Source organism: Pseudomonas sp. 9.3L, assembly GCF_058536285.1.
Genome location: NZ_JBZUBK010000001.1, coordinates 2,387,516 through 2,404,616, shown reverse-complemented (window position 1 = coordinate 2,404,616; position 17,101 = coordinate 2,387,516). Strand labels below are relative to the sequence as shown.

Sequence of the window (17,101 nt, the reverse complement as noted above, 5' to 3'; positions counted from 1 at the left end):
TGCCAATATCTGCGTTTCATCATGAAAAATATATTAAACGTACTAATTTCGCCAAATTTAATGAGTGGGTCGATTCTTGTTCGGTCGCACACGAATAACCAGAATTGCTCTATAAATATAATTTAAGGACTCACAAAATTTTCTAATGGTAGATATAAAAAATTAAGCTGCTATACAAATTAACATGCCTTTAAATTTCTACTAAACTGGAACTTTTAAGCTGATAATAGGTCGATATTTTGCATTTGCATGTGAAATTCTCTTACTAACCAGGATAATACCATGCCTACAGGTCCTATAACCGCTCCGCTCGTACTGAGTGATGAGCAAGTCATCGTTCATACTCAGGGCTCTTTCACTACCTACAAAGGAACGTCGGATGACGACGTGATCAATGGTTCCTATACACGGGATCATTTGTTTGGTGGTGCTGGGAACGACACCCTGAATGGCCAGGGCGGCAACGACGATATATTGGTAGGCGGTGCGGGAGTCGATGCCCTCACAGGCGGCGCAGTCGATGGATACCCGGTAAGATTTGTGTTCACGTCGCTCACCGACAGTTACGCCAATGCCGAGGGTTCTCACTCCGACCTAATTACTAATTTCTTTGGCCCATACGATGTGCTGGACCTGACCGCCCTCGGCCTAGAGCGGATCGGTAACGGCCACAATGGCGATCTGGACGTCAGCTATGATGCTGCCACGGACATTACCTACCTGCGGTCGCTGGACAAAGACGCCAGCGGCAATTTCTTCGAGGTGCGCCTGGCAGGCGATTTCCAAGGCCAGCTAAGCACGACCAACTTCGTACTGCGCCATGACGGCACAGCTGGCAACGATATCTTGGACTACAGCTTCAGCACCAAAGCGTACGTACTCAATGGCCAGGATGGCGCCGATACATTGACTGGAGGGAAATTCTCCAACGTACTGGATGGCGGCGCAGGTGCTGATCACCTGCTCGGCAATGGCGGCTACGATACTTTCCTCTATCACCAGCTCAGCGACAGTTTCGTCAACGACGCCTCGGGTTTGTCCAGCGTTGACCTTATCAGCAATTACAACCTGTTCCGTGGGGACGTGTTGGACGTTTCCGCGCTGGGCTTTACTGGCCTGGGCGACGGCTACGATGGCACGCTGAATTATACCTATGACAAAACCGTAGGGCATTTTGTGGCGCAGTCGTTCGAAGCCGATGCCCAAGGCAACCGCTTCAAAGTGTATATCGACCAGGACAACCGCCACGGTGACGTCGCTTTCCAGGATGCCGATGGTTTTATCTTCGCGGGTGATAACTACTCTGACAAAGCTAACCAGACGCTGACCGGAACGCCGACCTTCGATACTCTCTATGCGGGAAGTCACGGCGGTATTCTTATCGGCGGCGGTGCCGGCGATGCGCTGACGGGCAGGACTGGGGTAGATACCTTCCGCTATCTAGACAGCAGCGATAGCGTTCATGGTGCCGCTGACCTGATCACGGACTTCGATGTGACCCAGGACAAGATCGACGTGGCAGCCCTCGGCTATACCGGCCTTGGAGACGGCCACGATGGTACCTTGAAGCTGGTCTACGACACAGACCTACACCGCACCTATCTCAAGGACTACGACCTGAATGCTGAGGGTCAGCGGTTCGAAATCGCTTTGGAAGGCGGCTACACCAAGACATTCACCGCAGATAACCTGATTGTTGCGAGCACCGGTTCAACAGCCGAGCACGCTCCTGATGCGCCTATCGAATTAGTAGGCGTTGCGCCGAGTGATACCCATTTGGCAGGGTAAAGTCTTAACCCACAGCGGTGGCTCGCCGAGTCTTTTTAAGATCGAGGCGAGCTTAAATTTTTGAAACGTCAGTGTATAAATCACTGATAAAGGTGCACCGATTTTCACGGTTGGCGCACCTGGCTGGTTATAACGTCATTGAGGGTTAGACATTCATAGTGTTTCCTACGGCATATTTATAAAGGCGCCGTGTGAATATTCCGGGTCTTCGATTCGGATTGGATTGCCACCTAACCATTGAATGTCTACCCGGCTCTTAAAGTAACTTCCCGATCCACACAGTGTGGGTGACTTATCAACGTCAAGATTATGGAAAATCTTGCGATGATGCGTATCTGATGAGACAGTGACTTGTACATAAGGCCCCATAGTCCTGTTGCAATTATTTGCGGGATCTGTCTCGCCGTTCTTGTATTCATCTACGATCAAACGTGTCTTTATGATCGAACCTGCGGCTTTGGCAGCATCGTTATTGGCTCCATAAGCGTAACTTTTACATGAGCCTGTGCCAAAGTAACAGACGGTTACCTCAATATCAGAAATAGCTTTTATCGTATCTGCGGTGGGTGTCCATTTCGGAGACCGAAGCGCATATTCTCCGGCATCGTTGAACAAAGCACCAGTATTCGCAATATGTACAGCTTCAGGATCGTATTGCTCAGGGGCTATACCCGCATTTACCGCTCTCTGGTAATCCTTTGTATCAAGTTCTGTGCCCCAGCTTGTGCTACCAGGAACTGAGGGGTCTACACTTAAATAGGTGTTGGTTGAGCCTGTCTGAAGTGTCCAGAAATGCGTTCCGTTAACAGCGCCCCGGCCTGTGAAATTCTGCGTTCGTAAACTACAGGTATATGTGTCTGCATATGGAGCGACAAACAGATATCTCACGACGAGACTCAACACGCCGTTAGTTTCAACGTCCTTACCAAGATAATTTCTAGTACTGAACAGACCTCCCACAATTTCTGTATGTAATGCACCTCTACAGATAATTTGCATACCCAGCATCTGAATTACATTGGCGTTACTCAGTGCGCTACCTTTCCCCAAGAGATAAATTCTGTCCCCGACGGCCATTTTTATTTTTGAAGTTTGCACTGGAAGGCCTGGATCGGCGACTTGTGGAGTAACCAGTACTGGAGGTAGGTGGGATTTATCCGCATCCTGAGTATAAACTGGTAGGGGAGCCCCTAATACCGAAATTTCGTTTGCATTAACCGACAGAGCAAACAACAGTGCAAATGATGTAAATAGGTTCAACGGCTTGAATATGGAGCGGCTAGCCTTGTGCATTTTCCTTGCATTCCCTTACCTGAATTTGACGGCAAGATCACCCCCCACTTGAGGCTGGTATCGGCACCAATTCCGGATCCTTTAGTAACTTTATGGCACAATGACACTGCTCTGAATTGAGCGAAATACTGTGCTGCATATTTGCCAATCGGGGTATGGGCGCCCTTCGTAATTTGCCTCAATCTTCAAAATCGACATCGGTGGTGTTGAGGTTGGTGTTGAAGGTGCAGAGCCTGGGCTCGCTGATAGCGGCGATCTGCAACACGATCTTCCAGATCTGTTCACCATAATTGGTGACGGGGTCAAAGCTGCTGGGAAAGGATGGATTTTGCTAATCGATGAAGTTCAATACCTCTCTGAAGATGACTTGTCTGCGCTAATCGTTGCTATGCGTCGAATGGCAGGTATTGCTAAGGAGATGGAACGCGATCAGTCATCGCTAGGTCCGGCTCGGGCCAACATCATTTCTAAGGGCATGATCTACAGTACAGACCATGGCTACCTTGATTTCTCGGTTCCTCTTTTCGCTGAGTACCTACGCCGCCGAGGTGAATGAAAACGGCGGTATTCAAGACCTGCCAAGCCCGTCGATCACCTTGTCTGCGCACTCTCTGAGGCCGGGGCCGAGGAGGTAGAAACAGACCAGTTTCCACACTCCGCTCCCGCAGGAAAGCAATCCATGAGAACTCAGGACACATTCAATACCGCTTTAAGCGCTTTGATGGCCACCTCGGCCTGAGCCAGCTTGGCGTTGGCGCCTTGACCCCAGGCGTCGCGCAGGTCGCGCAGATCAGGTTGCGCATCGGCCTGCAGGCACCACTGGTGATGGTCGTGCCAAGCGCCGAGTGCGGCTTGTACAGCCTTCAATGCTTTGGCTGCCTTGGGGGAGAGCGGTGAACGCTGGGGGAACGCCTCAGTGAGGTAGCGGGTGCGTTTAACCAGAATGCGCAGTTGATGCCGGTCGAACCCTTGGTCATCCAGGCCGGCGTGCAACTTTTTCAGGTGCTTACTGAATGATTTCTCTACGGCCTTGGTCAGGGCGCTTGAGTCACTGCCCATTGGGCTCGCGCGGAAAGCCGCAGGCCAGCGGTCCAGTGCCTTGAGCAACGCACTTAGTGCTGGCGACTCGGCGATACGCGCATAGTGACGCGGCAACTGTTCCAGACGGTGGTTGGCGGCGGTGGCCAGGCCGCGCGCGCTCAGTTGCTGCGCCATCACTTCAAGGTCGCGCGAGGGCGTGGTCAACCGGCCCACTTGCCGCGCCGCGTCACTCAGGGCACTCATGGCTGCCACTTTACGCACCGGCACCAACAGGCTGCGCAAGCGCCGCACCGCAATGCGCAAGTCGTGTAGCGCCTCGGTATCGGTACCAGCCCGCAGCCGGGCGTGTGCGCTCCACAGCTTCACCTCCAGCTGGATGATCGCTTGGACGTACTGATCGGTGAACGCCATGTTTCCCCCCTTAAACGAAACGTTGTCTGTTTACAGACCACGGCCCGAGAGGGTTGTCACTGTTACGGTTTTATGACGCTTAGGTGACTGATACCTTCGGTCAACGCGTGTGGACGCCCCGCTGAAGAAACACGTTGCGGCTTCATTTTCTGAACTAGCCTCAGCCCACTGTTATGGAGAGAGGAGAGGCAACGGTGGGTGAAAACACTTACTGATGACCGGCGCCAGTGGGCGAATTGGCTCGACGTTTTATGAAGCGATGAATGAGCGTTACGCGTTCACGCTAATCGACTTAACGCCTCCTGCTTATGAGGTAGTGCGACGTGGCTACCGTCTCTATGCTTGATGCTCGAACCGCGGTTGGCCTCAATACGGGCTGGCCGTGGGCCGGACCACGATTTCGCTGACATCCACATCATTGGGTTGTTCGATGGCATACACCATGGCGCGGGCGATGGCGGCCGGGGTTATCGCCACCTTGCGAAACCCCTTCATGGCGTCGCGGGCGGTGTTATCGGAAATCGTCTCGGCCAGTTCAGACTCCACTACCCCTGGGCACACCACCGTGACCCGAATACGGTCGCTTTCCTGCCGCAGGCCGTCAGAGATGGCCCGCACGGCGTATTTGGTGGCGCAGTACACGGCGGCCGTCGGCGACACCGACAAGCCACCGATGGACGAGAGGTTGATGACGTGCCCATGCCCTTGAGCCTCCAAGGTGGGCAGCACGGCGGCGATGCCGTGTAGCACGCCGCGAATGTTCACGTCCAGCATGCGGTCCCATTCGTCTACCTTCAGGGCGTTCAAGGGCGACAGCGGCATTACGCCGGCATTGTTGATAATCACGTCGATGCGGCCGAAGGTGGCCTTGGCGAAGTCAGCAAAGCCTTGCACGTCTTCGCGCTGGGTAACGTCCAGTGCCTTGCAGGAGGCCGAGCCGCCTTGGGCGGTAATCTCCGCGACCAAGCGCTCCAGCCGGTCGGTGCGGCGCGCGCCGAGCACCACATGAGCGCCTTTGGCGGCGATGAGGCGCGCGGCGGCTTCGCCAATACCACTGCTGGCGCCTGTGATCAGCACAACCTTGTTGTGAACGGAGGACATTGCAATGCTCCTTGCGCAGAGAGAAACCGCCCAGCGAGGGGCGGGGCGATTAGGGTCTGCCAAGGGTACGAGGGGGAGCGCCCACTGCGAATGCTGATTGCTGCTGCCGGCTTGCCTGATGCTGCTAAGGGCAGGCCGGCGATGCAACAGCGAGGTGCGCGCTGTTACAACGGCAAGTAGCCCTCACGTGCCAAGCGTTGCAGGGCTGAGATGAGTACCTCTTCGTTGTTGACCGTTTCAGTGAAGCCTGCCCGGCGTATCTTGTTCATGTCCGAGACCATGTCGAACTCGGTGTTGAACACAAAGTCCCCGAAGGGCCAGCCCACCAGCTTTTCATATGGCATTGCCTTGAGCCCATGCGCCGTGGCCAGGTGCGCCCAGGTGTCAGCCAGGCCTGGCATGTGTTTGGCGAGCGAGAAAGGCTGCGGCGGCGCCACCTCGATGCCGAACGCCTGCGCAACTTTGTGCCAGAGGCGCTCCCACCGAAACGGCTCGCCTACCAGGTTATAGGCTTCATTCGCAGCGTTGGCTGCCAAGGCAGCCCACAGGCTGGCGCGGGCGAGCCAGTGGGCGTCTGTGACCTGGGCAAGCACGTCTTGGTACGTTTTGACAGAGCCTGGAAACCGCAACGGCAGGTGCTGCTCACGGCTCAAGCTCATAAACACGCCGATGACCATGGCGATGTTCATGGGGTTGCCGGCCACGTCCCCTACCACCACGTCAGGCCTGAGGATCGTCCAGGTCAAACCGTCCTGGGCCTGGCGCTCACGCAGCAGGTCCTCTTGGGCATAGTAGAAGTTGGGCGCCACATGGCGTGGGTCATCTTCGTAGAAGGGCGCCAGGGTAGGGCCCAGATGGACCCCGTACACTTTGGCGCCCTGATAATGCACCACCCGCTGCAACGGCGCGCCTACGGCCTTCAAGCCATCCAACAGGTTGCGCAGCATGGCGGCGTTGATCCGCGACTCTTCGGCCAAATCCGCGTTGGCCTGAAGGGCGGCATAAAACACGTGAGTCGTGTCGGCAGCGCTCGCCAGCGCCGCGCGAGTCGCCTCAGGGTCGTTCAGGTCACAATCAATGGTCTGCACACCGGGTACGTCAGTGCGGCGAATAGCCCGTACGCTCCAATCATCTGCCGCCGCGAGCGTATCGACCAAGGCGCTGCCAATAATGCCGCTGGCGCCCACGACCAAGGCGTTATAAGGGGTGTTCATAAGGTTACCTCGCTGCTATCACCCCTCGACTTCCTGGCTCAGGCGCTTGATCAATGCGTGGGCGGTGGCAGCGGAAGAGGCTGGGTTCTGCCCGGTAATCAGATGGCCGTCTTCTACGACGTAACTGGCCCAGTCCGCCCCTTTGGAATACTGGCCGCCGTTAGCCTTAAGCATGTCTTCGACCAGAAAAGGCACTACGTCGGTAAGGCCCACGGCGGCTTCTTCGCTGTTGGTGAAGCCTGTCACCTTCTTGCCTTTAACGACGGGGTGGCCATCTGCAGCTTTGACATGCTTGAACACGCCAGGGGCATGGCATACCGCTGCGATTGGCTTGTTGGCCGCGTAGAACGACGCCAGCAGGGTCTGGGAATCGAGGTCCTCAGCCAAGTCCCATAGTGGGCCATGGCCACCGGGGTAAAAGACTGCATCGAAGTTGTAGGGGTCGATTTCACCCAGGGGCAGCGTATTGGCCAAGGCGCTCTTAGCGTTTTCGTCGCCACGGAAGCGTTCGGTGTCGTCGGTCTGGGCATCAGGCTCGTCGCTTTTCGGGTCCAGCGGCGGCTGGCCGCCCTTGGGCGAGGCCAGGGTAATCTCGGCACCTGCGTCCAGGAAGGTGTAGTAAGGCGCCACGAACTCTTCAAGCCAGAAACCGGTTTTCTTGCCGGTGTCGCCCAGTTGGTCGTGTGAAGTAAGCACCATCAGGATTTTCATATCGGCGTAGCCTCCAAGGGTAATGAAACCGATGCGCGCATCGGTCGCTATCACTCTCTGAGGCCAGCCTGGCGCAGATGTTCAAAGGGTTGCAGAGGACGGTTGTCATTAGCCATCGACGCCTTCCGCGTGAGGTTATTTCGGCTAGCTACGTTTCGGGGCACGGCAATGACCGTGCTGGCGATCTCGTTTAACCGCCTGATTGATCATTATGCTGGCCGTACTTGAGTCGCCACGGGGTTAGTGCGACGCTTGTGTCCTTCGCCAGGGAGGATGTACGGATGGAACGGCGGCAATTTAGCGGCGCCATGCAAGGTAAGAATTTACGCTACCTTGAGGCGCCGGGTAGCGTACTCCCTCGGCCATCGCGGGCAGGCTTCTTGCTGCTGGAACACTTTTCACTGCCAGCCTTTACCCAGGTACTCGATACCCTGGTGACCGCCAACCTGCTCAGGCCGCGCGTGTTCTCGTCGAGCACCTTTGGCTTGACCGAGGGTGAAGTGGTCAGTGATCTGGGGTTGGTGATCCGGCCTGACAACCAACTGGGAGTAGGGGCCCTGGAGGGGCTGGACCTGCTGGTGGTGTGCGGTGGCTACCGCACGGCGCTGCAAACCACCGAGGCATTGGTCAGTGTGCTGCGCCAAGCGGCCGAAGCAGGCGTTGCCTTGGCGGGGTTATGGAATGGCGCCTGGTTCTTGGGCGCGGCGGGCCTGCTCGACGGCTACCGCTGCGCGATTCACCCCGAGCACCGCCCCGCGCTGGCTGAAATGGCCAAAATCACCGCCGTTACCAGTGAAGCCTTTGTGGTAGACCGCGACCGGCTCACTGCGTCCAGCCCGGCAGGGGCGTTCCATATGGCACTGGAATGGATCAAAACCCGGCACGACACCGCGCTGGTGGAGGGCATTGAGGACATTCTGGCATTCGAGGAATCACGCTACCGGCGCACCACGCCGTCGTCTCATGCCTGCGTGAGCGCACCCTTGCGCGAAGTGGTGAAGCTGATGGAGGCCAACCTGGAAGAGCCGTTGGAGATCGACCAGTTGGCCGTGTACGCGGGGCGCTCACGGCGGCAACTGGAGCGTTTGTTCAAGGAGCAATTGGGCACCACGCCCCAGCGTTATTACCTTGAGCTGCGCATCACCGAAGCGCGTCGGCTGCTGCAACATACCGAGTTGTCTCACGTGGACATACTGGTCGCCTGCGGCTTTGTATCGCCCAGTCACTTCAGTAAGTGTTATAGCGCGTATTTTGGTTATCGCCCTTCTCAAGAAAAAAGGCACGTTCGCTAACTAGGCCGGGGTTGCGTTTTGGCTTGCGTAAGTCTTCAAGGGCAGCGTATTGTGTGGGCAGTACGGTAGATATTATTTCGTTAAATAAAAGGGAACTAAAATGACTGACCCACGCAACGTTGCTCATGACAAGAAAGTTCAACAAGAAAAGAAAAATCACGGCGAAGAAATTGCGCCAAACGCTGAGCACGCGCCACAGCCTGGGCAAAAGCCTGCGCTCAAGCATGACGATGAAGAACATAAAGACGAGCAAGCCTAACTAGCTGCTTCTATTTAGTTGGAACTTTTGGGTGTAGTAGTGCTCGTCGCCCCACTGCCCGCCAGGCGCCTGGTTAGTGGCATGGCGTTACCAACTTGTTCGATGGGTATGAGCGTTTATGCTCATACCCATTGTTGTTTCAGGCGTCCTTGATTACCCCGGTCATTGCGGTGTACTGGCTTTGCTTGTTTTGAACTTTATCCAGTACTTCGGGTGGTGTGGACTCGCGAAACACCACCATGTGGCCCACGTCCTTGCCGCCTTCTGTAACGCGCTCCACGTCATTGATCATCCAAGTCTTCAATTCGTCAAAGGTAATGCCCAGTTCCTTGGCTACGTGCTGATGGATACGGTCGTCTGCGCTAGCGTTATCTGTGCTCATTGGGAAGGTTCCTTTGGTTGGCTGTTAACCTAGGGCCGCGTGACGCCCACACAGTTCATACGCGTTCCCCAAGGAGGCCAGTTTCGTATGCTCCACAACCAGCTCATTCGCCGGTTTGATTTGATCACCCTCCAACTGTTCGTGGCTGTTGCGCAAGAGGGCACCTTGACCCGAGCAGCGGCCCGGGAGGCTATTGCCATCTCAGCGGCAAGCAAGCGGTTGATGGAGCTGGAGGCAGTGCTGGGCCCCGGGCTGTTCGTGCGTAACGCCAAGGGCATGCAACTCACGGCCGCCGGGGATACCCTGCCGCACCCCGCCCAACGCATGTTGTCGGGCCTGGATAAAATGGGCCTGGAACAGGAGGAACACCGCCAAGGTATGCGCGGCTACGTGCGGATGCTGGCGAACCTCTCTGCCATCTGCTCCGAGGACACTGACCCCCAAGGCCTGCACCGCGTGCCCTATGGTGCGGACGAACTGGTGGTGCTGCGCCAGGACCATCCCTTGGCGGGCCGAGATCACGTGGCATTCGAGAAAACTCTGGGCAGCGACCACATCGGCCTGCACGCCGCCAGCTCAATCAACATGCGCACCCAGAACGCCGCCCGCGCTCATGGCAAACCCCTGCGGGTACGCATTCACGTGCCAGGGTTCGATGCCATGTGCCGTATGGTCCAGGCCAACCTGGGTATCGGGGTGCTGCCGCGCACTTGCAACGTAGGCACTAAGCCCACGAGCGCCCACTGCTCCGATAAAACGTGCAGCGGCGTTCGTTCGCCAACTGGCGTTGGGCGGTGCTCCATGAACACCACCCGGTCGGCGGCCTCGCGGGCGAAGCGCAACTCACGACCCAACACCCCTTCGCGTTTCGCGAAGGGTCATTGCCCAGTGACGGTTGGATCTGGCCCCCATCGGCCTACTACGCTTGGCAGTACCTTCCAAGAATAAATGAGGCAACGCTATGACAGGCCCCTTGCACGGCGTGCGGGTAATCGAAATCGGCACCCTGATCGCAGCGCCCTTCGCGGCCCGGTTACTGGGTGAATTCGGCGCCGAAGTGATCAAGATCGAAGCCATGGGGCAGGGCGACCCCCTTCGCAAGTGGCGAAAACTCCATGAAGGCACGTCCCTGTGGTGGTACTTGCAGTCACGCAACAAGAAATCCCTGGCCCTGAACCTCAAATCCCGCGACGGCATCGAGATCGTCAAGCGCCTGGCTGAAAGCGCGGACGTGCTGATCGAAAACCTGCGCCCCGGCGCGCTGGAAAAGCTCGGCCTGGGCTGGGATGTATTGCATGCGCTGAACCCCAAGCTGACTCTGGTACGCATCTCCGGGTATGGGCAGTCAGGCCCCTACCGGGATAGGCCTGGGTTCGGTGCGATCGGCGAAGCCATGGGCGGCATTCGCTATACCACCGGCACGCCGGGCACGCCACCGGCACGGGTGGGTGTGAGCCTGGGTGATTCGCTGGCGTCGATGCATGCGGTGATGGGTGCGCTAATGTCGTTGCTGCGGGTCAAGACCGGGCAGGGCGATGGCCAGGTGGTAGACGTGTCCCTGGCCGAAAGCGTGTTCAACGTGATGGAAAGCCTGGTGCCCGAGTACGACATGTTGGGGCATGTGCGCGAACGCAGTGGCGGCGCGCTGCCGGGCATCGCCCCTTCCAACACCTACCCCACTCAAGAGGGCGCTTACGTGGTGATCGCCGGCAACAGCGACCCCATCTTCAAGCGCTTGATGAACGCCATCGGGCGGCCTGAGTTGGGTGAGCGCCTCGACTTCGCCCATAACGACGGCCGCGCAGCACACAGTGACCTGATCGATACCGCCATTAGCCAGTGGTCCTCCCGCCTGCCCATCGATGAGGTGTTGCAGGTGCTGGAGCAGGCCGAGGTGCCAGCGGGGCGCATTTATAACGTGGCCGACATCGTGGCAGACCCCCATTACCAGGCACGGGAGATGATTCTCGACGCCGCGCTGCCGGGCGGTGCTCAGGTGAAGATGCCAGGCATCGTACCCAAGCTGTCGGAAACACCCGGCGCGGTGAACTGGCAAGGCCCTGCGCTAGGAGAGCACACCGACAGCGTGCTCACCGCCTTAGGAATGACGGCCGAAGACATTGCACGGCTTAAGGCCGATGGAGTAGCGCAATGATTACCGATTTCTCCCAACGCCTCCTGGTGCAGGAAGTGTCACCGCGCGATGGCCTGCAAATCGAACCTACCTGGGTCGAAACGGTTGACAAGATCGCCCTGATCGACCAGCTGTCCCTGGCCGGCTTCAGCCGCATCGAAGCGGGCTCGTTCGTGTCGCCCAAGGCCATCCCCGCGCTGCGCGATGGCGAAGCGGTTTTTTCAGGCATCACCCGGCAACCGGGCCTGATTTACGTGGCCTTGGTGCCTAACTTGCGCGGCGCGCAGCGGGCGATGGCAGCCGGTGTCGATGAGCTGAACCTGGTGATGTCCGCCAGCCAGACCCACAACCTTGCCAACCTGCGCATGAGCCGCGAGCAGTCCCTGGCGGCCTTTGCCGACGTAGTGTCGTTGGTCAAGGGCAGCCCGTTGAGTTTGAACGGCTCTATCGCCACCACCTTCGGCTGCCCGTTCGAAGGCGTTGTCAGCGAAGACCGTGTGTTGCAGATCGTCGATGCTTATCTGGAACTGGGGATGCAAGGCATCACCCTGGCCGACACCACCGGGATGGCCAACCCGCGGCAGGTCGCGCGGCTGGTGCAGCAGGTGCTGACCCGGCTGCCGGCCTCGGCGCTGACCTTGCACTTTCACAATACCCGTGGCTTGGGGCTGTGCAATGTGCTGGCGGCCTATGAGGCGGGCGCCCGGCGATTCGACGCTTCACTGGGGGGGCTGGGAGGCTGCCCGTTCGCACCGGGCGCCTCGGGGAATATCTGCACCGAGGACCTGGTGAACCTGTGCGACGAAATGGGCATCGACACCGGCATCGACCTGGAGCACCTGCTCATCCTCTCGCGGCGCTTGCCCGCGCTGCTAGGCCATGGCCTGCCAGGGCAGGTGGCGAAGGCGGGGCGTAACCGAGACCTGCACCCAGCGCCAGCTGATTTACCCGCCTTGCAGATGTGGGCACAGCCGGTACGCCTGGGGCCCTTGGACACGCACTGACCCTGAGCTTGACCACGCGCATCATTTAAAACGTGCTCATAGAAGTCAGAAGGCTCTGCTGTAAGGGAACTGGCAATTGATTTGGCCCACTCACTTGGAGCCCGCCGTTGATTAGGCAGCCGAGACGCTGTTGCCATTAAAACCTACTGAAGCTTTGGAGCTGACAAGAGCGATATGCCCCAGATACTTAATAAATTGCTGCATCCCTCTGCTCAGGCATCCAGCAGTCGTCATGCCGAGGACGCACAGAGTACTGAGGGGCATCCGCTTCCCGCACTAAAAGCGCGGCTCAAGGATACGCTTGAAGGGTACGTCACCAGCACGTTCAATCAGGGCGCCCCGGTCGCCCGCATTGGCGTGAACAACCTAGCGATGCTCTCGGCCTTGCAAGCGGTCAATGGTGTGCTGGCTGAGAAAAGGATTCATCTGTCTGCTCATGGCCGACTGCCAGAGGGGGTAGAACAATTGCTCAGTACTGCGCTTGAGCAACTGCGCAGTGACCCCGTCAGGTATCCGCTCGCCGCCGCTGTACCTAATAAGGCGGACTTGAAGTTGGAAGGTATCGAAAAACTACAGCGCTCAATCGACACTTCCAAGACGCCACTAGCCAACGTCCCAGCCGAGCATCGGTGGCGTCTTTGCCTGGATCCGGCGTTTGTGGACCTGGTCGAAACCCATATAGCGGGCGCGCGGGACAACAAACTTCTGCCTTTCATGATGGACTCCGAGCCCCATTACTTGCATGGATTACTCAATGGCTGGGCCATGTCTATGAAGTCCCTTAAGGCGCCTTTTAACGCCAAGCTGCTCACTAACCTGCACGGCGCTGTGTTCGATGGCCAAGGTATCGATAAGAAGGAGTACATCAGAAGCAGCTTTGGCTTGACCATGGGGCATAACATGACAGTTGAAGGTCGGGAGGAGTTGCTGGCGTTTGCCAGAGAATTACGCAAAGAATTACCCCAATACGTAGTGACTGATTCTCGGCAAGCGTTCGAGGAGTTTGAAGCGAAGTGGGACGAGACGCTGCCCGGCGTCCCAGTACCTGCGCCGCCAGAGCCTACTGGAAACCTGGCCAACGCCGCCCATGCCGAAGTGCCCTTCGCAACACTAACCAAGCACATGGACAGCTTTATCAGTGACTATGAAAAGAAAATGCCTCACTGCAAGACTGAGGACGAACGGCTGAGCAATATTGTCGATTTGTGCCAGAAGCTGGAGCGGCTCCATCCGTTTCCTGATGGCAATGCACGCAGCTTTGCGATCTTGACGCTTAACCATTTGCTAGTGCGTAACGGTATGCCGCTGACGATGCTCAGCGACCCTAATATCCTCGACGGTTGGTCACGTGATCAGGTTGTAGCAGAAGTAAAAGCAGGACAGCGGTATGTCGCCACTTATTCCGGTAGCCCAGGTGCTGCTGCTCAGGCCGGAAGCAAAAGGCAGTGGCAAGACTCGCTGAAGAATCGCCTCAACAACCTTTTCTGAGCCGCTTGGGTCCGAGTTCTGCAGAGGTAGTAGGACGCTTAGCTAACGCCGTGCCCTCTGCAAAGTTCTTTGCTCGGCAGGCCAGATGATCGGGCGTTACCTGGTCGCCGAATTGATGCGCCTTCTTGATCGAGGACATGAGCCGCACGCTTCATGAGACGCGGGCGATCGCTCATATCGTCGGGGCGGATAATCAAGTGATGTTGAGCGCGTTGCAGACCGTTGACCAGACAATGCGCAGGGCAGGCATTGTACTTTCCGATCATCAGCCGGTGCCTGAGGGCGTGGAGACACTGGTGCGCGATACCCAGGCGCTGGCCTTGATTGCGTACAACGATGCCCACCGCGGCGCGCCAATCTCAAACTGCACGCCGCCTTCATGCGGCAGGCTGCCGAACATGGGGTAACGCTGCTGCTGTTCCCGGAGCTGTCCCTGACAGGTTATGAACCCACCCTGGCCGAAGCTTTGGCGCAGCCCGAAGACTGCCTACTGCTCGACCCCTTGCGCCAGCTCGCGCAGGAAACCGCGATGACCACAGTAGTGGGTTTACCCTTACGCTTGCAGGATCACGACAAACCGCTGATCGCAGCCTTTATCCTCCACCCGGATGGCAGGCTGGGGCGCTATACCAAGCAGTATCTACACCTTGGCGAAGATCAGTATTTCAGGGCAGGCCAGGGCGGCGAGCTGATGTCCATCGCGGGGCTGCCCGGGGCGTTGTCGGTGTGCGCCGATTTCAGCCACCCTGAACACCCATCACGCGCTGCGCTGCAGGGCGCACAGCTGTATGCCAGCAGCGCGCTGATCGGTGAAATCGGCTACCCCCATGACAGTACGCTGTTGCAAGGCTATGCCGCGCGCCACGGCATGGCGGTGCTGATGGCCAACCACGGTGGCCCCACCGGCGGCTACGCAGCCGCCGGGAAAAGCGCCCTATGGGATGAGGAGGGGCGATGTGTGGCGGCCACTAGCGGCCCGGGAAACTGCCTGTTGATCGTGTCTCGGCGGTCTGACGGGTGGAGCGGCGTTGAGGTGCCGTTGGTGATGAGATAAGCATCACTTCGTCATCTGGGTATAGAACGCTCTTATCTGGTCGATACCCACTCGGAGCATTACGCTTATACCCGACAATGGGCACAGGCCATCCACGCGTTCTCGCCTAAGACGCAGGGCCTTAGCTGAAGGGTCAACCAGCGTCAGATCATTTACCACTATTTACCTGCTGAAGAGGTGCTTGGCTGATGCCACTCGCAAAGATGTTGCTGTGCTTGATAGGGGCGCTGAGTGCGTCTGTACAGGCCGATGAGTTTTCAAACCCGAGCCGGTTACCGGTTGCTGGCACGGCGCCCAGCATTCATGGCAAGGCGTATAACAGTCTGTACCAAGAGCTAGGAGGCATTCCGGGCATCACCCAAATAGTGGAAGGCATGCTGCTCAACGCCGCCCGCGACCCGCGCATCATGCAGCACTTTCGCAACATTGCCCCTGAGCGGCTACGCGACAAATTGGTCGAGCAACTATGCGTAGACACCGGCGGCCCTTGCACTTACACCGGCGATACCCTTGCTGAATCCCATAAGGGAATGAATCTTCAGCCAGCCGAGTTCAATGCGCTGGTAGAGGATCTGATAGCTTCGATGAACAACAAAGGCGTGCCGGCCAGTGTGCAGAGCCGGGTGTTGGCCGGGATGGCGGCTCAGCGGGGGGAGGTGCTTGGTAAGTAAAGGGCCGCTCAGGGTCGATAGCGGCCGATTCCAACAGGCCGCAAACGATCCATACCAACGGTGGCAATAGGCAGAAGAAAAATCAGATGCCGCTGCACGTCAGAATTTTTTTTAGTTGCAACGTTCGTAGGTCAGGTAGCCATTCGCACCGGTACCAACGCATGAAAAACCGGCTTTCTGGTAGATCACCCTGGCAGGATTGTCAGGCCGCACACTCAGCCGTAATTGAGTGAACCCCTGGCGTGTAGCATCAAGCATGTACGCCTTTACCAGAACCGTTCCAACGCCACTCCGTCGAGAGTCCGGGGCTACGTGGATGGTGCAAAGCTCTGCGTAGGCGCCCTCGGGGATCCACAAGGAATAACCTGCGAAAGCATCGTTGATTACAGCGACTGTAAGATGGTCGAAATTCTCTACCCACCGCGCCAGATGTCGCTCCAGGTCACTGTGCCATGAAGCTTCATGTTCAGACTCCCAAGAGCGGATATAGCTTTCCTCGCCTCGGTAAATAGCCGGTAGATCGTTCACGCATGCTTGTCTTAGTCGTAGCCCCATTTCATTAGTCTCTAATTACCGTTCTCTGCCAGTTTGCGCCTGTTGCTACTGGTTGTTTTGGACTCTTTGAGGCCCGTTTCCACCGGCTGCTTCCAGCGCAATAAAGCCGGCAATCAACTGGCCAGAAGCTGCCTATCAGGGTGAAGAAATGCACCACTCACCCAGACGTTCGACTAATCTAATAAGATAACCATCAGGGGCTTTCACGATGAATTCACGATGGCCGATCTCCACATCGTTAGCTCGATACCAGATGTCCGAACACTCTCGGTAGAGCGTGTGTCCAGCTTCACCCAGCTTCTGGATCGTTGGAGCGACAGCCTGAACATCAATCTGAAGATTGATCCCCCTCCCAAACGGCCTACTTAAGGTCGCAGCAAGCCATTGTCCCCCTCTGGGATCTACCTGCTCAAGCATCAGTTGCGCACCGTTCAAATCGAGGTACGCGAATCCGTCTTCTGGACGTTGATAAGCCACTTTGAAATCTAGGCAAGATACCCAAAAATTCAGGCTGCAGTCCAAGTCAGTAACCATTAATTCAGGGACCATTTTGTTACGGTTGAGCACAACGAATTCCCTTCCAACAGGGCTAAGCGAGTCCTATTACGGTACCAGTGTCGTACCCCTACCGCGACGCCTTCGAAGTGGATGATCAGTGTAACGATGCTCGGCCTGGTGAAATCAGCCTCTTGCTCTGCCAAGT

At 57.2% G+C, this 17,101-nt stretch carries 19 protein-coding genes; 11 read left to right on the top strand and 8 right to left on the bottom strand.

What is annotated here, in order from left to right:
• Positions 1 to 282 precede the first annotated feature (282 nt).
• The gene (locus tag AC4LE2_RS11070; RefSeq protein WP_491825813.1) at positions 283 to 1,788 is read left to right on the top strand and encodes a M10 family metallopeptidase C-terminal domain-containing protein; all 1,506 of its coding nucleotides are present in this window, start codon (positions 283 to 285) and stop codon (positions 1,786 to 1,788) included.
• A gap of 165 nt (positions 1,789 to 1,953) precedes the next feature.
• Here the strand turns inward: AC4LE2_RS11070 and AC4LE2_RS11065 are convergent, their stop codons facing one another.
• Positions 1,954 to 3,081 (bottom strand): hypothetical protein, encoded by a 1,128-nt coding sequence (locus AC4LE2_RS11065; RefSeq protein WP_491825812.1) that lies wholly within the window; start codon positions 3,079 to 3,081, stop codon positions 1,954 to 1,956.
• Positions 3,082 to 3,469: 388 nt separating this feature from the next.
• Between AC4LE2_RS11065 and AC4LE2_RS11060 the strand changes: the two genes are divergently transcribed.
• Positions 3,470 to 3,637: a DUF8462 domain-containing protein gene (locus AC4LE2_RS11060; protein WP_491828112.1), complete on the top strand. Its 168-nt coding sequence runs from the start codon at positions 3,470 to 3,472 to the stop codon at positions 3,635 to 3,637.
• 131 nt (positions 3,638 to 3,768) lie between these two features.
• Here the strand turns inward: AC4LE2_RS11060 and AC4LE2_RS11055 are convergent, their stop codons facing one another.
• From AC4LE2_RS11055 to AC4LE2_RS11040, 4 genes are all read right to left on the bottom strand, one after another.
• The gene (locus AC4LE2_RS11055; protein WP_491825811.1) at positions 3,769 to 4,533 is read right to left on the bottom strand and encodes a CHAD domain-containing protein; all 765 of its coding nucleotides are present in this window, start codon (positions 4,531 to 4,533) and stop codon (positions 3,769 to 3,771) included.
• 366 nt (positions 4,534 to 4,899) lie between these two features.
• Positions 4,900 to 5,634 carry an SDR family oxidoreductase gene (locus tag AC4LE2_RS11050; protein WP_491825810.1) on the bottom strand — a complete coding sequence of 245 codons (735 nt, stop codon included), beginning with the start codon at positions 5,632 to 5,634 and terminating at the stop codon, positions 4,900 to 4,902.
• A 164-nt stretch (positions 5,635 to 5,798) separates the two neighbouring features.
• On the bottom strand, positions 5,799 to 6,848 hold the full coding sequence (locus tag AC4LE2_RS11045; protein ID WP_491825809.1) for an NAD-dependent epimerase/dehydratase family protein: 1,050 nt from the start codon (positions 6,846 to 6,848) through the stop codon (positions 5,799 to 5,801).
• A gap of 18 nt (positions 6,849 to 6,866) precedes the next feature.
• Entirely contained in the window at positions 6,867 to 7,559 is a 693-nt protein-coding gene (locus AC4LE2_RS11040) for a type 1 glutamine amidotransferase domain-containing protein (RefSeq protein WP_491828111.1), read from the bottom strand.
• A gap of 281 nt (positions 7,560 to 7,840) precedes the next feature.
• Between AC4LE2_RS11040 and AC4LE2_RS11035 the strand changes: the two genes are divergently transcribed.
• Together AC4LE2_RS11035 and AC4LE2_RS11030 are read left to right on the top strand one after the other, a co-directional pair.
• Entirely contained in the window at positions 7,841 to 8,851 is a 1,011-nt protein-coding gene (locus tag AC4LE2_RS11035; RefSeq protein ID WP_491825808.1) for a GlxA family transcriptional regulator, read from the top strand.
• A gap of 100 nt (positions 8,852 to 8,951) precedes the next feature.
• A complete protein-coding gene (locus AC4LE2_RS11030; protein WP_491825807.1) occupies positions 8,952 to 9,110 on the top strand; it encodes a hypothetical protein in 159 nt (52 codons plus the stop codon).
• 139 nt (positions 9,111 to 9,249) lie between these two features.
• On the opposite strand, the gene AC4LE2_RS11025 is transcribed toward AC4LE2_RS11030, so the two are convergent.
• A complete protein-coding gene (locus AC4LE2_RS11025; RefSeq protein WP_491825806.1) occupies positions 9,250 to 9,492 on the bottom strand; it encodes a hypothetical protein in 243 nt (80 codons plus the stop codon).
• A gap of 87 nt (positions 9,493 to 9,579) precedes the next feature.
• On the opposite strand from AC4LE2_RS11025, the gene AC4LE2_RS11020 reads away from it, so the two are divergent.
• The 7 genes from AC4LE2_RS11020 to AC4LE2_RS10990 all read left to right on the top strand — a co-directional run bounded on the left by AC4LE2_RS11020 (position 9,580) and on the right by AC4LE2_RS10990 (position 15,843).
• Positions 9,580 to 10,440 carry a LysR family transcriptional regulator gene (locus tag AC4LE2_RS11020; RefSeq protein ID WP_491825805.1) on the top strand — a complete coding sequence of 287 codons (861 nt, stop codon included), beginning with the start codon at positions 9,580 to 9,582 and terminating at the stop codon, positions 10,438 to 10,440.
• 13 nt (positions 10,441 to 10,453) lie between these two features.
• Complete coding sequence (locus tag AC4LE2_RS11015) at positions 10,454 to 11,647, top strand: CaiB/BaiF CoA transferase family protein (RefSeq protein ID WP_491825804.1); 1,194 nt, start codon at positions 10,454 to 10,456, stop codon at positions 11,645 to 11,647.
• On the top strand, positions 11,644 to 12,630 hold the full coding sequence (locus AC4LE2_RS11010) for a hydroxymethylglutaryl-CoA lyase (protein WP_491825803.1): 987 nt from the start codon (positions 11,644 to 11,646) through the stop codon (positions 12,628 to 12,630). Before AC4LE2_RS11015 ends, AC4LE2_RS11010 begins: the two co-directional genes overlap by 4 nt.
• 174 nt (positions 12,631 to 12,804) lie before the next feature.
• The gene (locus AC4LE2_RS11005) at positions 12,805 to 14,118 is read left to right on the top strand and encodes a hypothetical protein (protein WP_491825802.1); all 1,314 of its coding nucleotides are present in this window, start codon (positions 12,805 to 12,807) and stop codon (positions 14,116 to 14,118) included.
• 137 nt (positions 14,119 to 14,255) lie between these two features.
• The gene (locus AC4LE2_RS11000; protein ID WP_491825801.1) at positions 14,256 to 14,525 is read left to right on the top strand and encodes a hypothetical protein; all 270 of its coding nucleotides are present in this window, start codon (positions 14,256 to 14,258) and stop codon (positions 14,523 to 14,525) included.
• On the top strand, positions 14,498 to 15,172 hold the full coding sequence (locus AC4LE2_RS10995; RefSeq protein WP_491825800.1) for a carbon-nitrogen hydrolase family protein: 675 nt from the start codon (positions 14,498 to 14,500) through the stop codon (positions 15,170 to 15,172). The genes AC4LE2_RS11000 and AC4LE2_RS10995 overlap by 28 nt, the downstream gene beginning before the upstream one ends.
• A gap of 188 nt (positions 15,173 to 15,360) precedes the next feature.
• Positions 15,361 to 15,843 carry a group I truncated hemoglobin gene (locus AC4LE2_RS10990; RefSeq protein WP_491825799.1) on the top strand — a complete coding sequence of 161 codons (483 nt, stop codon included), beginning with the start codon at positions 15,361 to 15,363 and terminating at the stop codon, positions 15,841 to 15,843.
• Positions 15,844 to 15,954: 111 nt separating this feature from the next.
• On the opposite strand, the gene AC4LE2_RS10985 is transcribed toward AC4LE2_RS10990, so the two are convergent.
• Entirely contained in the window at positions 15,955 to 16,398 is a 444-nt protein-coding gene (locus tag AC4LE2_RS10985; protein ID WP_491825798.1) for a GNAT family N-acetyltransferase, read from the bottom strand.
• Positions 16,399 to 16,533: 135 nt separating this feature from the next.
• Positions 16,534 to 16,965 (bottom strand): bleomycin resistance protein, encoded by a 432-nt coding sequence (locus AC4LE2_RS10980; protein ID WP_491825797.1) that lies wholly within the window; start codon positions 16,963 to 16,965, stop codon positions 16,534 to 16,536.
• Positions 16,966 to 17,101: the final 136 nt, after the last annotated feature.